Raw genomic sequence first — 23940 nt, forward strand, 5'->3', positions numbered from 1 at the left:
TTCATTGTGTTCGTAAAGAGTAGTCGATGGGCAGCGAGATGGTGACGCTAGCTCTGGTCATTGACTCGGGAAATTTCGGAAGGGGTGCCACGCGTCCCATGAGGTCGAGCGTGGCCTGATCCAGAAGCTCGTGTCCGCTCGACTTTCGGATTGAGGCATCGCTGATCTGGCCGTTGGAATGGACCGTGAAGCGGACCGTGACGATCCCTTGCTCGCGCGCCTTCTTCGCCTCTCTAGGATACCGCTTCTTTCGATTGAGATGCGCGCTGAGGAGCGAGTAGTAATTCGCCTCTTCGCGCTTTGCTTCGGGGTCGTCGCCCTTGGCATCCGCCGTGCCGTCAGCCGCGGTCGACGGCGCTAACGCCTGCTGGCTCGGAGCGCTGGGAACGCTGGGAGTGCTGATAGGCCGCATCTCCGTAGCGACACGCTGTGTAGGCGCCATAATTTTCGGCGGCGTGGAGACGAATTCCCGGGGAAGCGGCGCACGGATTTGTGGTGCATTGATCCGGGGCGGCTGAAAATGCGCAGGGGCAGTGACAGGTTCCAACTGGGGTTCTGCCTGTTCGGTGGGTTCGCTTGCGGGGGCAGCGGCAGAAAATGACGCTGGTTCGGGGGGGAGTTCGATCAGGACGATCGGCTCTTCGACTATTTTTTGTGCGGGCACCTCGCCTATCAGCGCAAGAGCGGCGAAGCCTGCCATGTGGGCTAAGAGAGCGATACCGCCGGCCCGCAGCCAATCGACCCTGTCGCTGGCTAGTTTCACCGACCGGATCCCTCGGCGGCTTCGAATCCGACGAGGGCGACATGGACGTAGCCTGCGGATCGAAGGGCGTTCATCGCCTGCATGATTTCGTCATAGGTGATTGCCTTGTCGGCACGCAGATAGACGCGCTCTTCACGGTCACCGGCAGTTGCCTGCTCAATGGCTGCGGCCAGTTGCGGCAGTTTCACTCGTTCTTCGTTGACGAGGATGGCTCCGCCATTCTGGAGCGAGAGATAGACGGGGGCTTCCGGCTTCGGCGCCGGCTGCGCGTTGGAGACCGGAAGATCTACTTTCACGTCAACCGTCGCGAGCGGCGCCGCCACCATGAAAATAATCAGCAACACGAGCATGACGTCGATGAAAGGCGTCACGTTGATTTCATGCGCGACGGCCAGGTCTTCGCTGTCTGATGCGAGTTTGAGTGCCATCAGTCTGCGGCCCGCTTCAGGGTACCTCGGCTGAGATCCCGAGAGACCACACGCAACAGGGCCGCAGCACTGTCGGCAACAATCGCGCGGTGGGCCGCGATCGCCCGAGCGAAATGGTTGTAAATCACGACTGCGGGTATCGCGGCGACCAGGCCCAAGGCAGTCGCGAGGAGCGCTTCCGCAATGCCAGGTGCCACCACAGCGAGATTGGTGGTCTGCATCTCGGAGATGCCGATGAAGCTGTTCATGATGCCCCAGACGGTGCCGAACAGACCCACGAATGGTGCGGTCGCTCCGATCGTTCCGACAATGGTGACACCCTGCGTCATCTTGCGGGCCAGCTTCGCTTCGTGCCGATCGAGCCGTGATGCGAGCCGTTCCTTGAGACCATCCCTATCGTCGAGCGCATCCTCTGATTGGGCGATCTCTTGGTGCGCTTCGGTAACAAGGGGATGGCTGGCTGCGGACCCATCGAGTTGGGCGAGCGAGGTAGTTCCGGCCAGCAGGTCCCGGAACGTCTCGGCGCTGGCGCGTTGGCGCGAGAGTTCGAGGTGCTTTGCAATCAAGACGGTCCAGCTAACAATGGAGGCGATGACCAGCCCGATCATGACCAGCTTCACCACCCAATCCGCCTGCGCGAACATGCCCCATACGCTGAGGTCGTGCGGGAGGGGTGCCGACATAGGGGAGATGGCGGCACGAGCGTGACCCGCGCTGGCCGACATGAATAAGGCTGCCGCGACGACAGCAATGCAGAACGGATTGACCTTCACAAATTTCCCTCACGTTGACAGCGAGGCTCCTACGACGCGGCTTTTGTTTCTGCAAGTCATTCGCATTTGCATGTTGATATTTTTGAGAGGGGGTATTGGTGCGATCAGCGGCGGTCTGATTTTGCTCAACACGCTTGCGGCCGAACTCGTCATTCCGCGCAGGCGTTGATCGGCTATCGCCGGCAAGCTCGTGCATTGAGCGCCGGACCTTTCGAAATGTGGCGTTGAAGTGTGTGGGCGGCTGCGCGACCACCATTTGGCTAAAGCGGGTAAGCGGTGGTGTACTTCACCCTTTCCATGGCGAAGCGCGAGGTGACGTTCTTCAGCGGCACGGCGGCGATAATCCTGCGATAGAAGGCATCGAAATCCACCATCGAGCCCACCGATATGCGCAGGGTGTAATCCACCTCCCCCGCCATGCGGTAGACCTCCATCACCTCGGGCATCTTATCCACCGTATCGGCGAAAGCTTCCAGCCATTGGGGGGAGTGATCGGACGTCTGGATGTCGACGAACACGGTAATATCCTTGCCCACCTTTTCCGGGTCCAGAAGCGCGACCCGGCGCGCGATGATGCCAGCTTGTTCGAGCTTCTGAATGCGACGCCAGGTGGGCGTTTGCGAAAGATTCACCTTGGCGGCAATTTCAGTCACGGTAAGCCCCGCGTCTACCTGCAGCAGACGCAGAATCGAGAGATCGACATCATCCATGCGTTGACCTAGCCCAGAATAGAAGAACTTTCTCAAGAACGGCGCTTATATGCACGAGGCTTGTTATTGCGTAGAGAGAGTTGGGTATCAACCGATAGAGGGTTATATCGCTCCTATGGAAAAATCTTCCAAACTGCCGCCTCTTCCGGTCGTCCTTACCGCCAATGATCTTCGCGGTGGCGAGGTCGTTTATTTCGATGGGAGGGGTTGGGTGACTGAACTATCCGGTGCCTACCTTGCACAGGACGAAACCGACGCCCGTCGCCTTGAATCGATGGTGGCACAATTCACGGGTACGGTTGTCGACGCTTATCTGGTGTCGGCAAGCGCGGGAGTGGATGGCAAGCCCGCTGCCGCGCACTACCGCGAGGCCATCCGCGCTGATGGACCCACTATTCGATTTGGCGGAGCTGCCTGATGTATCGTTATGACGAATTCGACGAGCAACTCGTGCGTGAGCGGGTGGAGCAGTTCCGGGGCCAGGTCGCGCGACGTCTGGATGGCTCGCTGAGCGAGGATGAGTTCAAGCCGCTTCGCCTGATGAACGGACTGTATCTTCAACTCCACGCCTATATGTTGCGGGTCGCCATCCCCTATGGCACGCTCAATTCGGCCCAGATGCGCCAGCTTGCAGCCATCGCCGACAAATATGATCGTGGCTATGGCCATTTCACCACCCGCCAGAATCTGCAGTACAACTGGCTGAAGCTCGTCGATGTGCCGGACTTGCTGGGCATGCTGGCCGATGTCGGGATGCACGCGATCCAGACGTCGGGCAATTGCATCCGCAATGTAACCGCCGATCATTTGGCCGGTGCCGCCGCAGACGAGATCGAGGATCCGCGACCGACGGCAGAGCTGATCCGCCAATGGTCCACGCTTCATCCCGAATTCGAATACCTCCCACGCAAGTTCAAGATTGCGGTGACCGGTGCCGAAGACGATCGCGCTGCGGTGAACGTGCACGATATCGGCATCCGGATCGTGACGAACGACGCTGGCGACGTGGGTTATCGGATCATCGTCGGCGGCGGGCTTGGCCGCACTCCTATGGTCGGCAAGACGGTCCGCGAATTTTTGCCGCGGGCGGAGCTTCTAAACTATCTGCAGGCGATCCTGAGGGTTTATAATCGCCACGGTCGGCGCGACAACAAATACAAGGCGCGCATCAAGATCCTGGTGCACGAACTGGGCGCAGCCGAATTCACCGCGCAGGTCGAAGACGAATATCGTGCAATGGAGCGGGGTGGACCTGCCGTTGCCGAGGAAGAGCTAGCACGCATAGCCGGTTATTTCGCGCCGCCGGCGCTGGAAGAGCGGAGCGAACCTTCTGACGCTCTCAGTAAGGCCCGCGTCGCCGACCCCGCGCTGGAACTGTTTGCGCGCCACAATTTGGCGCCTCACAAAGTTCGAGGCCACGCTGCGGTGATCATTTCGGTCAAGCCAATCGGGAAGCCGCCGGGCGATGCCACGGCCGACCAGATGCGCGTGATGGCCGACCTGGCCGAGCGCTATTCGCACGACGAAATGCGCATCACCCACATGCAGAACGTGGTGCTGCCGCATGTCCGGCTCGACGATGTTCCTGCGCTTCATGAAGCGCTCGTGGAAGCCGGACTTGCCGAGCCCAATGCCGCGCTGATCACCGATATCATCGCCTGCCCCGGTATGGATTACTGCGCGCTCGCCACCGCGCGTTCGATCCCGATCGCGCAGGATATCCAGCGCGTGTTCGCCGATCCCGCACGTCAGGCGGAGATCGGGAAGCTCAGCATCAAGATTTCGGGCTGCATCAACGCTTGCGGGCATCACCATGTGGGCAATATCGGGATCCTGGGGCTGGAGCGAGCAGGCCGGGAGAATTATCAGATCACCCTGGGTGGTGACCCTGGAAATGTCACGGCGCTGGGCGAGCGCCTCGGACCCGGAATCGATGCCGAAGCGGTGCCCGCCGCCATCGAGGCGATCGTCGATACCTATCTTGAGCTTCGCGAAGGACCGCAGGAGCAATTTCTCGAGGTGCTGAAGCGAACCGGCCCGGACCCATTCAAGCCGGCGCTGGAGGCGTCTAAGGAGGCCGCCAATGCCGCTTCTTGATGCTAGGGGCCTCGCCGTGGACGGCGCCACTCTCGTTGAGCTGGAAGAGCTCGACGATGCATTGGAGAATCGCGGACCGGGCGACCGGATCGGTGTGACCGTACCGGCAGAGGCACACGGGGAAGCGCTCGCCCGGGAAGCGCAGCGCGCCGATATCATTGCCATAACGATCGAAAAGACAGGGAATGGCAGGGTATTCAGCCTGGCAGAAACGCTGCGCGAGCGCGGTTATCGCGGAACCATCCGGGCCGTCGGTCCGCTCATTCCCGACCAATTCCGTTTCGCGCTCGATTGCGGAATCGATCAGGTCGAGATCACCGATGAGCATCTGGCCCGGCAGCCGGTGGAGCAATGGCAGGCGGCTGCCTCCACCATCACCCGGACCTATGTGGGGCCCGATGGTATTTTCGCTCGCCGCGCCGCTGCACGAGGTGCGGTGTGACTCTACCTGCATTCGAAGGTGCAACGCCCCAGGAGAGGCTCGCATCGCTGCGTGCCTCTGTCTCGGGGCGGATCGTCTTCACGACCAGTTTCGGCATCGAGGACCAGGCAATCACGCACATGATCCGCACCGGCGGGCATGACATCGACATCGTGACGCTCGATACCGGGCGGCTTTTCGGAGAGACCCACGCCGTTTGGGCCGAGACCGAGCAGCGTTATGGACTGCGTATCCGATCATTCCATCCAGACCCGCAGGCGCTGACCGCACTTCTTGACGATTGGGGTGCCAACGGCTTCTATCTCGCCAAGGAAGCGCGCCTGGCCTGCTGCGGCGTGCGGAAGGTGGAACCGCTAAAGCGCGCCCTCGCCGGGGCCGACGCGTGGGTCACAGGCTTGCGTGCCGATCAGTCGCAGGCGCGAGGCGATATCATGGGTATCGAGTTCGACACCGGCCATCGCCTCGCCAAGGCCGCGCCGCTTTACGATTGGTCGCGCGAACGCGTTGCCGAATTCTGTGCCACGGAAAAGATCCCGATCAATCCTCTTCATGCGGAGGGTTATCCCTCGATCGGCTGCCAGCCTTGCACCCGGGCAATCGCCCCGCGCGAGCCCGAGCGCGCTGGCCGCTGGTGGTGGGAGGAGGATACCGCAAAGGAATGCGGCCTGCATGTCGATGCAGATGGCAAGTTCGTCCGTGCGAAGGAGGTCGCTCAATGAGCCGGAGCCCGAAAAAAACGCCACCCCGCATCGGACCTCTGCCGAAGCTGCCGCTATTTCATGCCCTGCATGGACGCCACGTTCTTGTAGCCGGCAATACCGACGGTGCGCGCTGGAAAGCCGAACTGATGAGTGCGGCCGGAGCTGAAGTCCTGGTATTGCCAGGTGCCGATGCCGATGCCGCCCGATGGGCGGGGCTGGTCGAAAGCCCGGTGGATGGTCCGGTGAAGCTTGAAGCACGTGATTGGACACCCGCCGACATGAGAGGGCTTGCTTTGGCGATCGCCGATCTGGACCCATCCGCAGGTGAAACCTTTGCCGCTGCGGCGCGCGAAGCCGGTGTGTTGGTCAATGTCGTCGACAAGCCTGCGCTTTGCGATTTCCAGATCGGTTCGATCGTCAATCGCTCGCCCGTGGTAATCGGTATTTCTACCGACGGCGCCGCTCCCATGCTGGGACAATCGATCCGTAGCAGGCTGGAAGCGGTCCTGCCCGCCGGTCTTGCCGATTGGGCCGCCGCTGCGCAGCGTTGGCGCGGCACCCTGAAGGCTCGGGTTCCCGATGGTAGGGCTCGCCGCCGCTTCTGGGAAAGATTCACGGCTGCTGCGTGGAACGCTCCTGAGCATACACCCGGTGTTGGCGACTTCACCCGGATGCTGAAGGACGATGGCGATGCGGGCGGCAGCGTTACGCTGGTGGGCGCGGGGCCCGGCGATCCCGAGTTGCTCACGCTCAAGGCGGTGCGCGCGCTGCAGACGGCCAGCGTGATCCTCTACGACGATCTCGTGTCGGCAGAGGTGCTCGAGCTCGCACGTCGCGAAGCGCACCGCATTTCGGTGGGCAAGCGCGGCAGAGGTCCCTCTGTCAGCCAGGAGAACATCGACGCAGAGCTCGTTCGGCACGCGCGTTCAGGCGAACGGGTCGTGCGCCTGAAGGGCGGCGATCCGCTGATCTTCGGACGCGCGACCGAGGAACTCGAAGCCTGCCGGGTGGCGGGGGTGCCTGTTTCGATCGTGCCCGGCATTACGGCCGCACAGGGCGCCGCCGCTACTCTTGGCTTCTCGCTTACCGAGCGCAAACATGCCCGCCGGGTTCAGTTCGTGACCGGCCATTCCATGGCCGGGGTCTTGCCCGAGGATCTTGACTGGCAGTCCATCGCGGACCCGCATGTCACCACCGCGGTCTATATGCCGCGCGCAACGCTGGCGGATTTTGCGAGCCGCGCCATTTCGGCCGGGCTCGATCCGCTCACGCCTGCGCTCGCAATCGCGTCGGCCACCCTGCCGCATCAGGCCGAGGTCCGCAGTTCTCTGGCCGCGCTGCCACAGCGTACCGCCACGCTGCCCGAAGGGGCGCCGGTGATCGTCATCATCGGACAGGTGACTGCCGAGGCCGTATCTCATCTCATCGGAAATGCCGCATGACCGCACCGCTCAGCCATCTTCAAATGCTCGAGGCGGAGAGCATACATATCATGCGCGAGGTGGTGGCCGAGAGCCAGAACCCCGTGATGCTATATTCGGTGGGCAAGGATTCCGCCGTGCTGCTTCATCTAGCGCGCAAGGCTTTCTATCCGGCCCCGATCCCGTTTCCGTTGCTGCACGTCGACACGACATGGAAATTTCGCGCCATGTATGAATTCCGGGATACCATCGCGGAGAAATACGGGGTCGAGTTGCTGGTTTACCAGAACCCGGAAGCCAAGGAACGCGGGATCAATCCCTTCGACCACGGTTCGCTGCACACCGACATGTGGAAGACGCAGGGGCTCAAACAGGCGCTGGACCTCTACAAGTTCGATGCCAGCTTCGCCGGCGCCCGGCGCGACGAAGACAAGAGCCGCGCCAAGGAGCGTGTCATTTCCGTGCGCAGCGCCGGCCATCGCTGGGATCCTCGTCGTCAGAGGCCGGAGCTCTGGAATCTCTACAATGCTCGCACGGCACCCGGCGAGACCATCCGGGCTTTCCCGCTCTCCAACTGGACGGAGCGGGATATCTGGCAATACATAGCGGCGGAAGACATTCCGATCGTTCCTCTCTATTTCGCCGCCCCGCGCCCCGTGGTGGAGCGCGATGGCATGCTGCTCATGGTGGACGACGATAGATTCCCTCTTCGCGAAGGCGAGATGCCGGAAGAGCGTTGGATCCGGTTCCGCACGCTGGGTTGCTATCCCCTGACCGGCGCAGTCGAAAGCCGTGCCGATACTCTGGACAAGGTGGTCGCCGAAACGCTCGCCGCCAAGGTGTCGGAACGGCAGGGGCGCGCGATCGACCGCGACAGCTTCGATTCCATGGAGCGCAAGAAGCAGGAAGGCTATTTCTGATGCACGGCCAAGCCGTATCTCGCGTCGTGGGAGACTCGCGCCCTGAAACATCCGCAGGCGAACGGGATCTCCTCCGTTTCATCACCTGCGGCAGCGTCGATGATGGCAAATCGACTCTCATTGGGCGTCTGTTGTATGAAACCAACAGCGTGCCTGCCGATCAGCTTGAAACGCTCGCCGCAGAAAGCCGAAGGTTCGGCACGCAGGGTACGCAACTCGACCTGTCACTGCTGGTCGACGGTCTCTCCGCGGAGCGCGAGCAGGGCATCACCATCGATGTCGCCTACCGCTATTTCGCGACCCAGAGGCGCAAGTTCATCGTTATCGATGCCCCGGGTCACGAGCAATATACCCGTAACATGGTGACCGGGGCCTCTCAGGCCGATTACGGCGTCCTGTTGGCGGATGCGCGGCAGGGCCTGACGGAGCAGACGAAGCGGCACGCCAGAGTGCTCAAACTTCTGGGTATCTCGGGCATGGTTCTGGCGGTCAACAAAATGGACCGGGTGCGCTTCCTCCAGGAACCCTTCGATGATGTAGTCTCCGCCTTCGCGGAGTTTGCCGAGGCAGAGGGGGTCGACCGCTTCGATTCCGTTCCTCTATCGGCTCTCACCGGCGCAAACGTAGCAAGCCCTTCGGGCGCCATGCCATGGTATGATGGCCCACCTTTGCTCGGCTTGCTGGAAACCACACCGCTGGCCGTGCGCCAGGTTGATGCGAGTGAACCATTCCGCATGGCGGTGCAACTCGCACTGCGACCGGACGAAAGTTTTCGGGGCTTTGCCGGCACAATTTCGTCTGGCGAGGTTGCGGTGGGCGACAAGGTAGTCGTCCAACCGAGTGGACACTCCACGAGCGTGGCGCGGATCGTCACGATGGACGGCGATTTTGAACGAGCCCAATCGGGCCAGGCGGTGGTGGTGGTACTTGCCGACCACGTCGATTGTTCTCGCGGTGACGTTATTGCAACTGCCGAGCAGCCGCTTCCGATGGCGCACCGCGCCTCAGCCGAACTGGTCTGGCTGAACGAGCGGCCATTTGAGCGATCTCGCGATTATGTTTTGAAGGCAACGACCCGGACCCTGGCGGTGCAGGTCGATATTCGGCGTGGGGACGAGACCCCCGTGCTGAATGCCATTCAGCATGTCGATCTGTCATTCGCGAGCGATTTGCCGGTTGAACTCTATAGAAGGGATCACCGCTTCGGCGCCTTCATCCTGATCGACAAGGAAACGCGGCAGACCGTAGCATGCGGAATGATCGACGCGCTGGAGGAGAGCGCGGCGGGATCACGCAAGGGGACGGGCGAAAACATTGTCTGGTTCGATGCCGCCCATCCGGATGCACAGCGCGAACTGAGTCGCATCATTACCGCGCTGTCGGCCAGTGGAAGCCGCGTCATGTCCTTCGACGATGCGGTCCTGGCGTCGGACCTTTGCGCGGATATCGAAAGCGGCTCTCCCGAATGGGGCAGGCGCGCGCATGCCGCCGCCCGCCTTGCGGCCCGGTCGGGTGCGACCGTGGTTGTCGCAACGACCGCCGCCCTTCCCTTAGGAAGCGAGGCCAGGTTGGTGCGCGAGGCATCGGCCATCGCGAACGACTGGGTGATCTAAAGGCTCACGGGCCGCGCGATGGGCGTCCAGAACAATAGGAAAAGGATTGGGGGGGAAGGCGAAAGACTTCGCCTTCCTTTGCCTCAGGGCCTTCCCACGCTCACGTAGGTGAAGCCGCGGCGGGCCATATCCTCCGGGTTGTAGATATTGCGCAGATCCACGAGAACGGGAGCCTTGGCCATCTGCTTGACCCGATCGAGATCCAAAGCACGGAACGCATCCCATTCGGTCACGATCGCTATGGCATCCGCCCCTTCGATCGCTTCATACGAATCCGAGCACATCTCCACTTCCGGCATCAGGGGTTTGGCGAGTTCCATGCCTTCCGGATCGAAGGCCGTGACTTTAACCCCGGCGTCGGTCAGCATCTGCGCGACGGCGATTGCGGGTGAATCGCGCATGTCGTCGGTATTGGGTTTGAAGGTCAGCCCCAGAAGGGCAACGCGCTTCCCGCGTGCCTCGTCAACGCCGCCGATGGCGTCCAGAACCTTGCGGCCCATTGCGCGCTTGCGGGTGTCGTTGACCTTGACCACCGCTTCGACGATCCGCGTGGGGCTTTCGTAGTCCTCTGCCGTCTTGAGAAGCGCAAGGGTATCTTTCGGGAAGCAGCTTCCCCCATAGCCCGGTCCGGCGTGCAAAAACTTCTTGCCGATACGATTGTCGAGGCCAATCCCGCGCGAAACGTCCTGCACGTTTGCGCCCACCTTTTCGCAAAGATCGGCCATTTCGTTGATAAAGGTGATCTTCGTCGCAAGGAAAGCGTTGGCGGCATATTTGATCAGTTCGCTGGAGCGCCGGTTGACGAAGAGGATTGGAGATTCGTTGAGGAAAAGGGGGCGATAAACCTCGCGCATCACCTCGCGCCCAAATTCATCCTCGGCACCAATCACGATGCGGTCGGGGCGCTTGAAATCCCCAATGGCCGCACCTTCCCTGAGAAACTCGGGGTTGGAAACAACGGCGAACTTGTGGTCGGGATTACACTCCGCGATGATCCGTTCGACCTCGTCACCTGTGCCGACCGGGACGGTCGACTTGGTTACAACGACCACATCGTTTGCCAGATTTTCGCCGATCTCCTTTGCCACGGCGTAAACGAACGTCAGGTCGGCGTGGCCGTCACCACGCCTGCTTGGCGTTCCCACGGCAATGAAGATTGCCTTGGCGTCCTTGATCCCTTCGGCGAGACTTGTGGTGAAGCTGAGCCGGCCTGATTTGACGTTATTCTCGACCAGCATGTCGAGACCCGGTTCGTAGATCGGCATAATTCCGTCGTGAAGACGATCGATCTTCGATTGGTCCTTGTCGATACATACGACTTCGTGCCCGAAATCGGCGAAACAGGCACCCGAAACCAGGCCCACATAGCCCGAACCCACCATTGCGATCTTCATTCGTCAATCCCCGTTTGTGACGATGGTAATGGATCCGTTCGATTCCACCGCCTGAATCGTCCGTCGCCCGCTGCCCTCAAGGATGAGGGCGGTCAACCTTCCGGTCCGATAGGCACCCGTGTCGATTCCAATTCTGGTCCCCGTATCCTCCACCTCGTCGACGATGGTGTGGCCATGCACCACGACATGACTGAATGCGTGAGGATGACGCAGAAACCTTTCTCGTATCCAAAGAAGGTCGCTTCTCTTCTGATCGGTATGGGGTCGGTCGGGATCGATTCCGGCGTGAACAAACAGATAATCTCCGGCCTCGATCAAAACCTCTGCGCCGGCCAGAAAGTCCCGATCGCTCGCGGGCACGGCCTGCTGCATTGCAGTCTGTAGCTCCGGCATGGTCATGGCGTTGTACTGGTCGCCCTTGATCCCGTAACTATGGATGGTCTCCTTGCCGCCGTGGCGCAGGAAATGGCGCAAAACATCGACCTGTGAGAAGCTCTCCAGAAACATTTCTTCGTGGTTTCCGGCAAGATGGCGGACCTTTCGAGTTTGTCCCCACTCGCGAGCGAATTGCACAGCGCCCGCGCTGTCTGGCCCACGATCGATAAGATCTCCAAGCAGTACCACCGTGGTATCCGCTTCCGCCCGCTTCGCATCATCGCGTTCGATCGCATCGGCGAGTGCCTTGAGCAGATCGCAACAGCCGTGCACATCACCGATCACATACCACCGCTGCCCTACAGGCACGGAGGCCACAGGGCGGGGGGTCGAGGGCCGTATCATCTGGCGAATTGCATTCAACATCGGATTTTCGATTGGCTTGTATAAGGGGGAAGGGCTCGATCATGCCGAGGCGCGCGTGCGCATAAGCGAGAGCGTAATGGCAGACAACCATTGAAGCGGCGATGAACGCATCTCGCAGTTGCACAATGGCAACGCTTTGTCATCAAATGTAAACATTCAACGATTTTTCCTTGCGCATTATCCTCTTTTCCTGAAATATCGTTTTGCTTTGGTTGAGGATCACGCAAACGTGGCCCGGCTTTGCGCGCAGGTGGGACGAAGCGACAACCATAGGAGCTTGTCATGCTGACGTCCTTTCGCGGCCTTATCGCCGCTTCGCTTGCCACGGCGAGCTTGATTTCCTTTTCTCCGGCCAACGCGCAGGACGAAGAGGTGGAATCGCCGGTGAGCGTTTCCGCCAATGTGGCGCTCGTTACCGATTACCGCTTTCGCGGTGTCTCACTCTCCGCTGGCGACGTAGCGGTTCAGGGCGGCATCGATCTGGCCCTTCCGGCTGGTTTCTATGTCGGCACATGGGCTAGTTCGATCGCAGGGGGTTCTGCCTATGGCGACCTGGAACTCGACCTTTACGGGGGCTGGAGCGCCGATGTGGCTGAGGGCGTCACTCTCGACGTCGGGGTACTGTATTACCTCTACCCCACGGAAAAGAATGCCGACGGGTTCGACGACAACGTGAACTATTGGGAGCCGTACGCTTCCATTGGCACCACCATGGGCCCGGTCGAAGCAACTATCGGCGCGGCTTATGCCTGGGACCAGGACTCGCTGGGGGGTGACAACCTTTATCTCTACACCGATCTGGGAACGGCCATTCCCAACACGCCGATCTCCCTGAGCGCGCATCTCGGATATACGGACGGCGTTCTGGCTCCGCCGGTCCTGGCTGGAGCGGTGGACGATACTGGGTTCGACTGGTCGGTCGGCGCTAGTGCCACGGTGCTTGGCTCACTCGATATCGGCGTTTCGTACATCGGGGTTGAAGGACCGTCCGTCGACGGCCTGACCGACGATGCCATTGTCGGAACGCTCAGCGTAAGTTTCTAGGCTTTCCAAGGGGGGAACCCGGGGGGCGGCGGGCTCGTGCACATGGTGCGCGGGCCCGTTTGGCTTGCGTCGGGAAGATATCTGATTACTTCGCGCGGCGAGGAGCAAGCCATGGTCAAATATCTCCATACGATGGTCCGGGTGGCAGATCCGAATGCCACGGTCGCGTTCTTTGAACTCATCGGTCTCAAGGAAATCAGGCGCGTCGACAACGACCGGGGCCGTTTCACCCTGATTTTTCTTGCTGCACCAGGGCAGGAGGGGTTGGCAGAGGTCGAATTGACATACAACTGGCCGTCCGAAGACGCTAGCGAACCGGAATCCTATGATGGCGGGCGCAACTTTGGTCATCTCGCCTACAGGGTCGAGAACATATACGAAACCTGCCAGGCGATCCTCGACGCCGGGCATGTGATCCACCGCCCGCCGCGAGATGGGCACATGGCTTTCGTAAAATCGCCCGACGGCATCTCGGTCGAACTGCTACAGGACGGTCACCTGCCGCCTCTGGAACCCTGGGCCAGCATGGAGAATGTTGGAAGCTGGTGAGCTTGCGGCTTTACGCCGTTTCCGGCGTCTTTCGTGACAGGCGCAGGACCGTGTAGCCACAAATAGCCGAGATCAGCGATCCGCCGAGAATGCCGATCTTCGCCTCGTCACGAAGTTCGCTTGCCAGCGAGCTGACCCCGGGGAATGCCAGTTCGCCGATGAACAGCGACATGGTGAACCCGATCCCGCAAAGCATCGACACACCCCAGATCTCGACCCAGTTGGCGCCACCGGGTCGCTTGGCAAAGCCGACTTTCTCGGCCGCCAGCACTATCCCGAATATCCCCACCATCTTGCCTAGCGCGAGGCCGGCGGCAACCGCCACCGGCAGGGGTGCAAGGAACTCTTCCGGACCGAGATCGGTCACATGCACGCCTGCATTGGCGAAACCGAAGACGGGAACGATCAGATAGGCGCTCCAGGGTGCGAGCGCATGCTCGACGCGTTCGACCATGGTGTCGTTGTCGCGGCCTCGCATTGGAATGGTCAGCGCCGCTACCACGCCCGCCACGGTGGCATGCACCCCGGAATTGAGAATGCAGAACCACAGCACCAGGGCCAGCAGAATATAGGTTGTCGTCACGGAGTGACGGGCACGGTTGAGTGCGACCATCACGCCCACGACGACGAGCGCCCCGATCAACCAAGTGAGCTTTATCCCCGCAGTGAAGAAGAGCGCGATGATCAGGACTGCACCGATATCGTCGACGATGGCCACGGTGAGGAGAAACATGCGAAGCGATGCGGGCACGCGGTTTCCCAACAGTCCCAGGACGCCCATCGCGAATGCGATATCCGTGGCGGCAGGGATCGCCCAGCCGCGCGTGAGCCCCGGCACCCCGCCAGCAATGCTGAGGTAGACGAGCGCAGGTGCGATCATGCCGGAAATGGCTGCGACCACTGGCAAGCGGCGCTGTTCCGGGGATGATAGCTGCCCCTCGATAATCTCGCGCTTCACTTCCAAGCCGACGACGAAGAAAAAAATCGCCATCAGGCCGTCATTGATCCACAGATGCGCCGTGTTGAGTTTGGGGATCGGCGTCCATGATAGCCGGTCGTGGAAGAAATGATGGTAGGCCTCGGCGAATATGGAATTGGCTGCAATCAAGGCTGCGGCGGCCACCACGATGAGAAGGATGCCTTGCTTCGATTCGCTGACGAACAACGCTTTCACCGGGGCGAGCAGGACGCTTAGCAGCGGGTTCGTCTGATCACTTTTGTTCATATCGGCGCTTTTCGCGATTGCAGCGCGCGTTGCAACCCCGCACCAAGGCGTTACGCTTGATTTTGCCGGGGTATCGATGGGGGGGTATTGGGTATGGCGGCGGGCGAATGGCTGTTGTTGGCTCGGCAGGAACTGTTTCTCTTCACCGGTTGCTTCTTCCTCATCGGCGCTATCGACGAGATGCTGATCGATGTCGCTTATCTCGTTTTGCACCTGACTGGTCGCATCAAGCGGGAGCGGGTCGACGAGGCTTGCCTGCGATCGCGACCTCTGCGGGGCAGGTGCTGCGTATTTATCCCGGCGTGGCAGGAAGAGAGAGTCATCGCGACCACCCTGTCTCACATTTCAAAAGTCTGGCCCCAGGCCGATCTGCTTATATTCGTCGGCTGTTATAACAATGATCCGCGCACGATCGACGCGGTTCGGAAAGCGTCTTTCGAGGATCCGCGGATCCGGATGGCGATACACGCGAGCCACGGGCCAACATGCAAGGCCGACTGCCTGAATCGAATTTTCCGTGAAATGGAAGCGGAAGAGAATGCGAGCGGTCGGCCTGTGAGAATGGTGATCCTGCACGATGCCGAAGACCTGGTGGATCCTGCCGCTATTAATCTGCTCGATCAGGCGATCGGCGAGGCGGCCTTCGTGCAATTGCCCGTACTCGCGATGCCGCACCCGCGATCCCCCTGGATTTCCGGACATTACTCCGATGAATTTGCAGAATCTCACGCAAAAACGATGGTCGTCCGCGCTGCCTTGGCCCGAAGTCTCCCCGGTGCCGGGGTGGGCTGTGCGATCGCTCGCGAGCATCTCGAACGTCTGTCCGTCGCGAGTGGCGGAAGGGGCCCGTTTGCCACCGGAGCGTTGACCGAGGATTATGAGCCTGGGATCGGCGTCGCGGCTTGGGGCGGAAAAAGCAGCTTTTTGAGAATCCGGACCACCGAGGGGCGGCTCATCGCGACGCGGGCATATTTTCCCACCAACATCAATGCAGCGGTGCGGCAAAAAGCCCGTTGGATACATGGTATCGCGCTGCAAGGATGGGACCGGCTCGGCTGGAACTGGTCGCCTGTCGAGTTGTGGATGCGCAGTCGCGACCGGCGCGGCCCACTTGCGGCATTTCTTCTCTTTCTGGCCTATTTCCTAGTGGTCCTTTTTGGAATCGAACTGATGCTGCGGTGGCTTGATCTCGTCTCACTGCCGCCATTGAGTTCGACGCTCGACATTTTGCTGTTCGCGAATCTTCTTGCCCTGGCCTGGCGTGCGCTTTCGCGGTCACTCTTCACTTGGCGCGAGCATGGCCGGCGGCAGGCTCTGCTGGCGATCCCGAGAATTGTGGTGTCGAATGCAATCGCCATCGTGGCGGCGAGACGAGCTGTTTTTGCCTATATCCATTCGCTGATGGGTGGGGTGGCCAGTTGGGACAAGACGGAACACTTCGATCATCCGATCCCCGCGATAGAGGCTGAGGGATCGAAGTGAGCGCATCCTCCCGTGCGACCATTCGTGGCCAGCCGCTGATTGCCCTAGTTACCGTAATGGTATCGTGGATCGCCCTGAGGATTGCAGTTTATGATCCAATGATCGAACCTCAACTGTATGCGAAGCGCGATATGGCAATCGAGCCGCGCTCGCAGCTCGTGAAGGCAATCGCGCAGAGCTCTAGAAAGGCCCCGCTTCAGTCCAAATTCTTCGGGGGGGAGCAGGGCAACGTCGCGGCGCCAGATCGAAAAGAACGCGTTGCGCCTCAATTTCTCACCGGCCGGACGGTATCGCCCATGCCCAGCTTAAAGAGCTGTGAAGAAGAAGCCAGCTGCGGGCAGGTCCGCGAAAGACTGTCACCGTGGCCGGTGTTGCGCGATAACGGGATCGGAAATGCACGTGCACCGGACCGCGTGCGGTTAGGCAACCAGCGCACCTGGTCAATCGATGCTTGGCTTCTGGTGCGGCCTGACGCAGTTCGGTCCAATTCTTCCGGATTTGGAGCGTCGGCCTATGGCGGCAGCCAGACCGGAGCGGTTCTTCGCTTTGCGATGGATTCAGAATCTTCGAGAAGACCTTTTGCCTATGTTCGAGCGGTAAAGTCGCTCGACGACCGCGAGGATGGCCATCTGGGGGTCGGAATGGCGGCGAGGCCGATAGGGGGCGTTCCGATCAATGTTCACCTCGAAGGCCGCGTGTATTTGTCGGCTGGAAGTCAGCAAATCGCTCCGGCGGCTTTCGTGTCTGGCGGTATCGACGATGTTGTACCCAAGCTTGGCGCTTCCGTCCGAGGCTATGCGCAGGCTGGATATGTCGGCGGGCAACCCGATACCCAGTTTGTAGACGGCAATCTCGTTCTGGGAAAAAAGATACCTGTTGGCCTAAATTCGGCGATGGCAATCGGAGCAGGGGTTTGGGGAGGAGCGGAAAAGAATGTCGCACGCCTGGAATTGGGTCCCAGCGCAGATGTCGTCTTTCCGCTCGGATCCGGCTTTGGACGGCTGGAAGCGTCCTATAGATGGCGCGTAGGTGAAGAGGACACGAAGGATGCAGGTGCGGCGGTGCTGACATTGTCAGCGGGCTTTTGAGGAGCAGAGCCGCACCGAGTGATCGAGATCGGCAGCGTTTCTAATTGATCCGACAATCTGCTATCCTGCGCCTTAGTAATGGGAGCAGGTTTTCTTCGGGGGGAAAATGGCGGACCAAACCGACTTCGTGGCCTTGGCCGGACAGTGGCAGGGCGGGGATCGCAAGGCAGGGGATGCGCTGTTTTCAAGTCTGGATGGTGAATTGCGGCAAATCGCAGCCGCAAAACTGCGCTCCGAGCGGAACACGTCCCTTTCGACGGGAGATCTCATCAACGAGGCGGTTATTCGCTTGTCTCGGCTTACCGTCATGGAGTTTCATGGTCGTTCGCATATCCTGGCCCTGGCATCGCACCTGATGCGACGCGTCCTGATCGACGCGGCACGTCAGCGAAATGCGCTCAAGCGTGGGGAAACCCCCCTCACGCTTTGTACCGATGTCGCGGACTGGGAGATACCTCTCGACCTGATCGAACTGGATCTTGCTCTGCGCGAGTTGGAAAAGATCGATCCCGAGCGCAGCCAGATCGTGGAGATGCGGTTCTTCGGCGGCATGAATTCCGCCGACATCGGCGAGGTTCTGGGGGTAAGCGAACCCACGATCAAGAGGCGCTGGTCCGCCACGCGTGCGTGGCTACACGACCGATTGAGCAGATAAGATGATCGGCGGAGATCGCGGGCGTTCGGAGCGGGCGGCTCTCGACCTGTTGGATGCGGCAATGGGCCATTCTCCAGATGTCCGCGAAGCGTACATTGCTTCGCGCGACGACTTGGAACCTGCGATCCGCGAGCGCGCTCTGGAGCTTCTGCTGTCGGATCGGGACGCCAGGGCATCTTTGCGAACTGGGGGTGCAGGCGCAGGACTTTACGGTGGTGACGAGGTTGCGCCGGATATCGCGGGATACCGGGTCATACGTCAACTGGGCCGGGGCGGGATGGGCTCGGTCTGGCTCGCGGAAAGAAATGAGGGCGATTTCGATCACACCGTCGCAATCAAGGTTATCCGCCCCGGAGCGCTAAGCGAAAGCCTGATCGAGCGGTTCAGACGCGAGCGCCAGATTTTGGCGAAGCTGAACCACCCGCATATCGCCCGTCTCTACGATGGTGGGGAAACGGAAGATGGTCAGCCCTACATCGTGATGGAATACGTCGCGGGCAGGACTTTGAGGCAGTGGCTGAAGGACACTCCAACGCCCGGTTTGGACGCACGACTGGACCTCTTTCGCCAGATTAAGGCTGCGGTCGGGTCGGCGCACCAGAATCTCGTGGTGCATCGCGATCTTACTCCTGGCAATATACTGGTAGACCACGAAGACCAGGCCAAGCTGATCGACTTCGGAATTGCCCGCCCCCCGCGTGCGGACGAGCAAGCAACGCCGGCCTCGCGCATTACGGGCCTCAGCCTCACCCCAGGCTTCGCCGCGCCCGAACGCATGAACGGTGATGCGACCAACACGCTTTCCGACATCTACTCGCTTGGTCGTATCCTCGAGGCAATGTTGGACGGTATGGCGGAGCCTGAACTGACCGCGATCGCCGCAAAGGCGGCGTCCGACGATCCGTCGGATCGCTATGCTTCGGTCAGCGATCTTTCGGACGATCTCGAGCGTTTCCGGGACGGGCGGACTGTCGACGCCTATTCGTCTTCGCGACGTTATCGGATAAACAAGTTCGTCCGGCGGCAGAAAACACTCGTCGCCTCCGTCGGCATTGTCTTGACAACACTCGCGATCGGGCTGGCCGGGACCAGCTGGTCCTATGTGCGCGCAGAGGCGGCCCGCGCCGAGGCGGAGCAGCGTTTCGGCGAAGTTCGCGAGCTTGCGAATTTCATGCTCTACGATCTCTATGATGATCTAGCGAGCGTGACCGGCAACACGCGATCCCTCATGAAGATCGCCGATCGTGCAAGCGGATACCTCGATTCTCTCGGGGAAACACGAACCAAAGATCCCGGCTTGAAGCTTGAGATCGCCAATGGCCTCAAGCGCCTCTCTGATGTCCTGGGCAACCCGGTCGACCGCAACCTTGGTAGGCGCGAAGAAGCGGGCGTCGCCTTGCGCCGGTCGGTCGCGCTCCTCGAGGAACTACATAAGGAAAACCCTGCCGACGCGAACGTTTCGCGATCGCTCGCACAAGCGCTGTTTTCCTGGAGCGTCTATCGGTTCATCGCCGAAGATCTTTCCGAGGAGGCGATTGGGCCTGCACGCCGGTCGGCAGCACTATACGATTCACTCCTGAAATCGGGAGAAGGCACGCGGGCGGATGAGCTTGGCAGGGTCGAGGCAAAACTCCAGGCTGCCAAGCCGCTGGTGTGGATAGACGAGGGCGAGAAGGCGGTGGTTCAAATGGAGGCACTGGTGCCTGAGGTGCGTGCGCTGGTCAGGCAGGATTCGGCAGACCCGGTGGGACGCAGAACGCAAGCGCGGCTTCTCTCATCCCTCGCCAGTGCGATGTCGTGGTCTATCGACCTTAGCACCGATCGCGCCGAGTATCTTCGATCAATCCCGATCGCGGGTGAAGCGATCGAGGCGCTTCAGAATCTTCATCGTCGCTTTCCGGATGACCAAGGCATCGAACGCGAACTGATGGGAGCGCACTTCGTTCGGGCGCTCATTTATTGGGACATAGATTCGCTGGACGAAGCGCACCGGGATCTGACAGCTTCGGAAAACCATGCCATGAACCTGCTCGACAAGGATCCGGACGACAGCGAACTGTTTCGGCGGCTGCAGGGCTTTCGCGGTCAGCATGCGCCTATTCTCGTTGCCATGGGCCGTCTGGACGAGGCGATCGCTATGGCGCGACTTGCGCTCGCCGAGCGCCGGAAGCTGGTCGATGCGGAGCCCGAAAACGCCGGATACTTTCGGGATCGGACTTCTGCGAGGCGTGCCTTGGGTGAGACGCTGCTTGCAGCAGGGCAGCGCCGCGAGGGTTGTGCGGCCTATCTCCTTGCCCGGGCCGAATGGCGGGAAATCGAGCGTCGGTGGGGCATATCGCCTCTCAATCAGGCCAATGACGTGGATACGATCGACGCTGGTTTGCTCGATTGCAGGGGATCTGGCCACCTGGGCTGATCTCGCGAGTCCCGATACGAGATTCACAATTCCAAACATTTTTGATCCGTTGACCGTCTTGTTGACGCCAACTCATATGGGCGGGGTGTTTCGCGCTCGTGGTTTTGGTTGGAACAAGGGGTGTTTAAATGCGTGGTACAATCCTTTTTGCCATGAGCGCCAGCGCGCTCGCCATCGCGGCGCCGGCGGGTGCAGCGACATACTTCTTCACGGCGGGCACCTATGCCGGCCCTGATCCTCTCCTCAGCCCCGACATCCTCGAGATACAAGGCGGCAGCACAAAGGTATTTTCTTCCAATTTCGCGAACCAGTCGGGCCTGGTCAATTGGCGTGAAGGAAACCTTCTGATCGGAGGCGGGGCGAACATCAGCAATGCTTCCGAATGGATGAGCTATGGTAATCTGTCGATCGGCTATACCAGCGGTGGCGGCGCGTTTCTCAACTCAGGCACGTTCGCAAACGCAGGGCTTGGCAATACCACCAATTTCGATGTGTTCCTTGATAACTCCGGCACCATCGATGCCGCTGCTGGAACGATCCGTTTGGGCAACGGCGGTATCTTTCGCAGTGGATCGCAATATCTTGGCACGGGAGCCGTTATCGTTGCGAGCAACATCAGTTTCATCGGGAATCAAGACACCCAGAGCCTGCTTTTCCAGAATGGCGCTTTTTCCGGAACAGGCGCCCAGCTTTCCGGCACCGCAGATTGGACGGGCGGAACCTTTACAGGCGATTGGGCCATCGATGCCGGTGCCACACTGACCTCGCGGGGTGGGGCTACCCGCGTCTTCGGCGGCGGGACTTTCGCGCTTAACGGTACGCTCGCTTGGGAGGAGCCGAGCAATGCCCTGTTTGGAGGCGGTGTCGTCTTAACCAACAATGGGCTGATGGACTTCAACGCAGGTTCGCGCTTCGGTTTCACCAGTGGCGGGGGATCTTTGGTAAATTCCGCGGGTGGCGAGATTGGGGCCGCAAATGGGGTAGTGGTAAATCTCGATGTTCCGCTGATCAATGAAGGCGGGCTGCTCACTTCTGCCGGTATCATCAACTATGGTAATACGGGGCAACAGTTCCTCGATGGTACCCGCTTTGCGGGAACTGGTGCCAATCGCGTAAACACCAACGCAGCTTTCAGCGGTACCATTAATTCGGAGAACCTTGAATTGCGGGGCGGCCAGTATCAGGGGGCAGCAGCTGGTCTGGCTGGAGAAGCGGACTGGTTTGCCGGAAACTTTGCCGGCGATTGGACTCTGGCCAGCGGCGCAGGAATTGATGTGCTCGGGCCGGCGACCCGCAGCCTTGCAAATGGCAGTTTCATAAACAACGGTATCTTGGCCTGGCAGGAATCAAGCACTTTGCTGTTTGCTGGAAACAGCGTCCTTACCAACAACGCGTCCTTGCAGTTTCTCGCCGACAGTTCATTCGGCAATAGTTCGGGTGGTGGAGCCCTGGTCAATGCGGCGACGGGAACAATCGATGTCGCCAGCGGCGTAACGTGGTCGCTTGCAATGAGCGGTTTCGCCAACAACGCAGGGACGATCAACAGCGACGGACTTATCAACTTCAACGTATTGGGCCAGACCTTTAACGACGGGACGCAATTTACCGGCAGCGGAGCCAGCCGGATAAATACCAACGCGGTCTTCAACGGTGGCTTCAATTCCGCCAACCTTGAATTGCGTAACGGCAACTATTCGGGCGGCAATGCTGAGTTGAGCGGTATCGTCGACTGGTATGGTGGAAATATCGTCGACGATTGGACGGTGACCGCGGGAGCCATTCTGGTTTCCCGCGAAGCGGCAACCCGGAGCCTATTTGGCGGAACACTTGCCAATAACGGGACCATAACCTGGGCGGATTCGAACACTACCCTGTTTGGTGGTGAGTTCGTACTGACGAACAACGCCTTGATGGACGTTGACGCAAATGTGTCCTTCGGCAACAACAGCGGGGGCGGCTCCTTCGTCAATGGGCCAGGCGGGCTGGTCGATGTGGCGACCGGACACTCGCTGACCGTTTCCAACTCGTTCTTCGCCAACAACGGTGGCGAACTGCGTGCCGATGGGGTCATCAATTTCAACGCGGGGGGGCAGCAGTTCAATGGGGGGAGCTTCACCGGCATTGGCGAAAACCGGGTCAATACGAGCGCCGTATTCGCAGGCGCGCTTTCATCCCAAAATCTGGTATTTGCAGGCGGACTCTTCGGCGGCAACGCAGCCGTATTGGATGGAGCTGCAGAATGGCGCGGTGGCGACTTCACAGGGGGTTGGCGCATTGGTCCGGATGCGGAAATGATCGCAACCGGAGCCTCTACGAGAACTTTCGCCGGAGGCACATTCGTGAATGATGGGCGGCTCACCATGTCTAGCCCAGCAACGACGTTGCTGGGAGGCGGTGTGTTGGTCACCAACAACGGCCTAATCGATTTCCAGTCTGATTCCTCATTTGGTGGCTTTACCACGGGAGCTGGTTCCGTCGTGAACAACGGCCTCATCGAGAAAACTGGGGGATCGGGTACCACCGCTTTGCTTCCCAGCGGCAATCTTACGAACAACGGAACCATCAACGTCCTGTCCGGCACGATCGCCTTCAACACCAACTTTGCCAATGGCAGCAATGGTACTCTTTCCGGTACGGGGGTCTTCCAACATGGCGGAACCCTGACGAACGCAGGTACGATTGCTCCAGGCGACATCGGCATGACGGGTATGCTGCAACTCAACGGTAATTACCTGCAGACCGAAACCGGCGCTCTCGCTTCGCAGCTCTTTTCGCTGGGAAGCTACGACCGGTTCAACATCTCGGGCTCGGCGACGTTGGACGGCACTCTCGCGCTCAGTTGTCTTGCAGGGTGCATGCTCAATGTCGGGGACAGCTTTGTCCTGCTTGACTCGGTTGGCGCCTTGTCGGGCGTGTTCGCTGGGGTCACGACCAGCGGCTTCAACGATGGCTTCGCCTATGACCTGCTGTACGATTACGATAACGACCTGGTCAAACTGACCGTGACAAACGTCGGCGTTCCTGGAGGTGGAATAGTTCCCGAACCTTCGGTTTGGGCGATGCTTATAATCGGCTTCGGCGCCGTCGGTGGCGCGCTTCGCAGATCCCGTCGGCGTTTCGTGCGGTCTATCGTGGCCTGATTATATGGAACTAGCGAAGTTCAGCCAGGCATGACGATGAGGGGCGCCGATCTTGCGGCGTCCCTCTTTGGCTAACCTACGTAGATGTGATCAACGGCTTGGCCGACCAACTGGAAACCGCTCTATAGGTTTGCGTTGAGGGCGACATTTAGGGATCCAGCCGTCTCAAAACCTTTCTGAGAACTACCCCAAAATACGGGCTGCCACTTATTTTGCCGATGACCCGATTATTAAACGCCCATGCGTATCGACGCCCAAACCGGGGCGGATTTCATCCG

At 60.1% G+C, this 23940-nt stretch carries 22 protein-coding genes; 15 read left to right on the top strand and 7 right to left on the bottom strand.

What is annotated here, in order from left to right; genetic code table 11:
- Position 1: 1 nt before the first annotated feature.
- From ACFDTG_RS03585 to exbB, 3 genes are read right to left on the bottom strand one after another with little or no spacing between them, the layout of a single operon-like run.
- A complete protein-coding gene (locus ACFDTG_RS03585) occupies positions 2–763 on the bottom strand; it encodes an energy transducer TonB (protein WP_375289671.1) in 762 nt (253 codons plus the stop codon).
- The gene (exbD, locus tag ACFDTG_RS03590; protein WP_375289672.1) at positions 760–1191 is read right to left on the bottom strand and encodes a TonB system transport protein ExbD; all 432 of its coding nucleotides are present in this window, start codon (positions 1189–1191) and stop codon (positions 760–762) included. Before exbD ends, ACFDTG_RS03585 begins: the two co-directional genes overlap by 4 nt.
- Positions 1191–1874, bottom strand: a complete 684-nt coding sequence (gene exbB, locus ACFDTG_RS03595; RefSeq protein WP_375289673.1) for a tonB-system energizer ExbB — start codon at positions 1872–1874, stop codon at positions 1191–1193. Before exbB ends, exbD begins: the two co-directional genes overlap by 1 nt.
- A 40-nt stretch (positions 1875–1914) precedes the next feature.
- Between exbB and ACFDTG_RS03600 the strand changes: the two genes are divergently transcribed.
- Positions 1915–2133: a hypothetical protein gene (locus ACFDTG_RS03600; RefSeq protein WP_375289674.1), complete on the top strand. Its 219-nt coding sequence runs from the start codon at positions 1915–1917 to the stop codon at positions 2131–2133.
- A 91-nt stretch (positions 2134–2224) separates the two neighbouring features.
- On the opposite strand, the gene ACFDTG_RS03605 is transcribed toward ACFDTG_RS03600, so the two are convergent.
- Positions 2225–2674, bottom strand: a complete 450-nt coding sequence (locus tag ACFDTG_RS03605; RefSeq protein ID WP_375289675.1) for an Lrp/AsnC family transcriptional regulator — start codon at positions 2672–2674, stop codon at positions 2225–2227.
- Between the two features lie 115 nt (positions 2675–2789).
- Between ACFDTG_RS03605 and ACFDTG_RS03610 the strand changes: the two genes are divergently transcribed.
- Genes ACFDTG_RS03610 through ACFDTG_RS03640 form a run of 7 tightly spaced genes read left to right on the top strand, consistent with a single transcriptional unit; the run spans position 2790 to position 9868 of the window.
- Positions 2790–3092, top strand: a complete 303-nt coding sequence (locus tag ACFDTG_RS03610) for a DUF2849 domain-containing protein (RefSeq protein WP_375289676.1) — start codon at positions 2790–2792, stop codon at positions 3090–3092.
- Complete coding sequence (locus ACFDTG_RS03615) at positions 3092–4771, top strand: nitrite/sulfite reductase (RefSeq protein WP_375289677.1); 1680 nt, start codon at positions 3092–3094, stop codon at positions 4769–4771. Before ACFDTG_RS03610 ends, ACFDTG_RS03615 begins: the two co-directional genes overlap by 1 nt.
- Complete coding sequence (locus ACFDTG_RS03620; protein WP_375289678.1) at positions 4758–5213, top strand: DUF934 domain-containing protein; 456 nt, start codon at positions 4758–4760, stop codon at positions 5211–5213. The genes ACFDTG_RS03615 and ACFDTG_RS03620 overlap by 14 nt, the downstream gene beginning before the upstream one ends.
- Complete coding sequence (locus ACFDTG_RS03625; RefSeq protein ID WP_375289679.1) at positions 5210–5932, top strand: phosphoadenylyl-sulfate reductase; 723 nt, start codon at positions 5210–5212, stop codon at positions 5930–5932. The genes ACFDTG_RS03620 and ACFDTG_RS03625 overlap by 4 nt, the downstream gene beginning before the upstream one ends.
- Positions 5929–7356, top strand: a complete 1428-nt coding sequence (cysG, locus tag ACFDTG_RS03630; RefSeq protein WP_375289680.1) for a siroheme synthase CysG — start codon at positions 5929–5931, stop codon at positions 7354–7356. Before ACFDTG_RS03625 ends, cysG begins: the two co-directional genes overlap by 4 nt.
- On the top strand, positions 7353–8255 hold the full coding sequence (cysD, locus tag ACFDTG_RS03635) for a sulfate adenylyltransferase subunit CysD (RefSeq protein WP_375289681.1): 903 nt from the start codon (positions 7353–7355) through the stop codon (positions 8253–8255). Before cysG ends, cysD begins: the two co-directional genes overlap by 4 nt.
- Entirely contained in the window at positions 8255–9868 is a 1614-nt protein-coding gene (locus tag ACFDTG_RS03640) for a sulfate adenylyltransferase subunit 1 (RefSeq protein WP_375289682.1), read from the top strand. The genes cysD and ACFDTG_RS03640 overlap by 1 nt, the downstream gene beginning before the upstream one ends.
- Positions 9869–9951: 83 nt before the next feature.
- Here ACFDTG_RS03640 and ACFDTG_RS03645 read toward each other — a convergent pair whose 3' ends face one another.
- Positions 9952–11262 (bottom strand): UDP-glucose dehydrogenase family protein, encoded by a 1311-nt coding sequence (locus tag ACFDTG_RS03645; protein WP_375289683.1) that lies wholly within the window; start codon positions 11260–11262, stop codon positions 9952–9954.
- Between the two features lie 3 nt (positions 11263–11265).
- Positions 11266–12015 carry a metallophosphoesterase gene (locus ACFDTG_RS03650; protein WP_375289684.1) on the bottom strand — a complete coding sequence of 250 codons (750 nt, stop codon included), beginning with the start codon at positions 12013–12015 and terminating at the stop codon, positions 11266–11268.
- A 330-nt stretch (positions 12016–12345) separates the two neighbouring features.
- Between ACFDTG_RS03650 and ACFDTG_RS03655 the strand changes: the two genes are divergently transcribed.
- Positions 12346–13107: a TorF family putative porin gene (locus ACFDTG_RS03655; protein WP_375289685.1), complete on the top strand. Its 762-nt coding sequence runs from the start codon at positions 12346–12348 to the stop codon at positions 13105–13107.
- 111 nt (positions 13108–13218) lie between these two features.
- Positions 13219–13656, top strand: a complete 438-nt coding sequence (locus tag ACFDTG_RS03660; RefSeq protein ID WP_375289686.1) for a VOC family protein — start codon at positions 13219–13221, stop codon at positions 13654–13656.
- Positions 13657–13666: 10 nt separating this feature from the next.
- On the opposite strand, the gene nhaA is transcribed toward ACFDTG_RS03660, so the two are convergent.
- Complete coding sequence (gene nhaA / locus ACFDTG_RS03665) at positions 13667–14881, bottom strand: Na+/H+ antiporter NhaA (RefSeq protein ID WP_375289687.1); 1215 nt, start codon at positions 14879–14881, stop codon at positions 13667–13669.
- Positions 14882–14974: 93 nt separating this feature from the next.
- Here nhaA and ACFDTG_RS03670 point away from each other — a divergent pair, with 93 nt between their 5' ends.
- The 5 genes from ACFDTG_RS03670 to ACFDTG_RS03690 all read left to right on the top strand — a co-directional run bounded on the left by ACFDTG_RS03670 (position 14975) and on the right by ACFDTG_RS03690 (position 23662).
- Positions 14975–16363: a glycosyl transferase family protein gene (locus tag ACFDTG_RS03670; protein ID WP_375289688.1), complete on the top strand. Its 1389-nt coding sequence runs from the start codon at positions 14975–14977 to the stop codon at positions 16361–16363.
- 551 nt (positions 16364–16914) lie between these two features.
- A complete protein-coding gene (locus tag ACFDTG_RS03675) occupies positions 16915–17451 on the top strand; it encodes a hypothetical protein (RefSeq protein WP_375289689.1) in 537 nt (178 codons plus the stop codon).
- 106 nt (positions 17452–17557) lie between these two features.
- Positions 17558–18106: an ECF-type sigma factor gene (locus ACFDTG_RS03680; RefSeq protein WP_375289690.1), complete on the top strand. Its 549-nt coding sequence runs from the start codon at positions 17558–17560 to the stop codon at positions 18104–18106.
- Between the two features lies 1 nt (position 18107).
- A complete protein-coding gene (locus tag ACFDTG_RS03685) occupies positions 18108–20522 on the top strand; it encodes a protein kinase (protein ID WP_375289691.1) in 2415 nt (804 codons plus the stop codon).
- Positions 20523–20674: 152 nt separating this feature from the next.
- Positions 20675–23662, top strand: a complete 2988-nt coding sequence (locus tag ACFDTG_RS03690; RefSeq protein ID WP_375289692.1) for a PEPxxWA-CTERM sorting domain-containing protein — start codon at positions 20675–20677, stop codon at positions 23660–23662.
- Positions 23663–23940 lie beyond the last annotated feature (278 nt).

This window comes from Qipengyuania sp., from assembly GCF_042095715.1.
Classification (GTDB): Bacteria; Pseudomonadota; Alphaproteobacteria; order Sphingomonadales; family Sphingomonadaceae; genus Qipengyuania.

Bases quoted from the DNA above. Each gene is read 5' to 3' on its own strand.
- ACFDTG_RS03675 (WP_375289689.1), top strand. From the start codon at position 16,915: ATGGATTCAGAATCTTCGAGAAGACCTTTTGCCTATGTTCGAGCGGTA.
- nhaA (WP_375289687.1), bottom strand. From the start codon at position 14,881: ATGAACAAAAGTGATCAGACGAACCCGCTGCTAAGCGTCCTGCTCGCC.
- ACFDTG_RS03640 (WP_375289682.1), top strand. From the start codon at position 8,255: ATGCACGGCCAAGCCGTATCTCGCGTCGTGGGAGACTCGCGCCCTGAA.
- ACFDTG_RS03610 (WP_375289676.1), top strand. From the start codon at position 2,790: ATGGAAAAATCTTCCAAACTGCCGCCTCTTCCGGTCGTCCTTACCGCC.
- exbB (WP_375289673.1), bottom strand. From the start codon at position 1,874: ATGTCGGCACCCCTCCCGCACGACCTCAGCGTATGGGGCATGTTCGCG.
- ACFDTG_RS03690 (WP_375289692.1), top strand. From the start codon at position 20,675: ATGAGCGCCAGCGCGCTCGCCATCGCGGCGCCGGCGGGTGCAGCGACA.
- ACFDTG_RS03620 (WP_375289678.1), top strand. From the start codon at position 4,758: ATGCCGCTTCTTGATGCTAGGGGCCTCGCCGTGGACGGCGCCACTCTC.
- ACFDTG_RS03645 (WP_375289683.1), bottom strand. From the start codon at position 11,262: ATGAAGATCGCAATGGTGGGTTCGGGCTATGTGGGCCTGGTTTCGGGT.
- exbD (WP_375289672.1), bottom strand. From the start codon at position 1,191: ATGGCACTCAAACTCGCATCAGACAGCGAAGACCTGGCCGTCGCGCAT.
- ACFDTG_RS03660 (WP_375289686.1), top strand. From the start codon at position 13,219: ATGGTCAAATATCTCCATACGATGGTCCGGGTGGCAGATCCGAATGCC.
- ACFDTG_RS03600 (WP_375289674.1), top strand. From the start codon at position 1,915: ATGAATAAGGCTGCCGCGACGACAGCAATGCAGAACGGATTGACCTTC.
- ACFDTG_RS03605 (WP_375289675.1), bottom strand. From the start codon at position 2,674: ATGGATGATGTCGATCTCTCGATTCTGCGTCTGCTGCAGGTAGACGCG.
- ACFDTG_RS03685 (WP_375289691.1), top strand. From the start codon at position 18,108: ATGATCGGCGGAGATCGCGGGCGTTCGGAGCGGGCGGCTCTCGACCTG.
- ACFDTG_RS03615 (WP_375289677.1), top strand. From the start codon at position 3,092: ATGTATCGTTATGACGAATTCGACGAGCAACTCGTGCGTGAGCGGGTG.
- ACFDTG_RS03670 (WP_375289688.1), top strand. From the start codon at position 14,975: ATGGCGGCGGGCGAATGGCTGTTGTTGGCTCGGCAGGAACTGTTTCTC.
- cysG (WP_375289680.1), top strand. From the start codon at position 5,929: ATGAGCCGGAGCCCGAAAAAAACGCCACCCCGCATCGGACCTCTGCCG.
- ACFDTG_RS03655 (WP_375289685.1), top strand. From the start codon at position 12,346: ATGCTGACGTCCTTTCGCGGCCTTATCGCCGCTTCGCTTGCCACGGCG.
- cysD (WP_375289681.1), top strand. From the start codon at position 7,353: ATGACCGCACCGCTCAGCCATCTTCAAATGCTCGAGGCGGAGAGCATA.
- ACFDTG_RS03680 (WP_375289690.1), top strand. From the start codon at position 17,558: ATGGCGGACCAAACCGACTTCGTGGCCTTGGCCGGACAGTGGCAGGGC.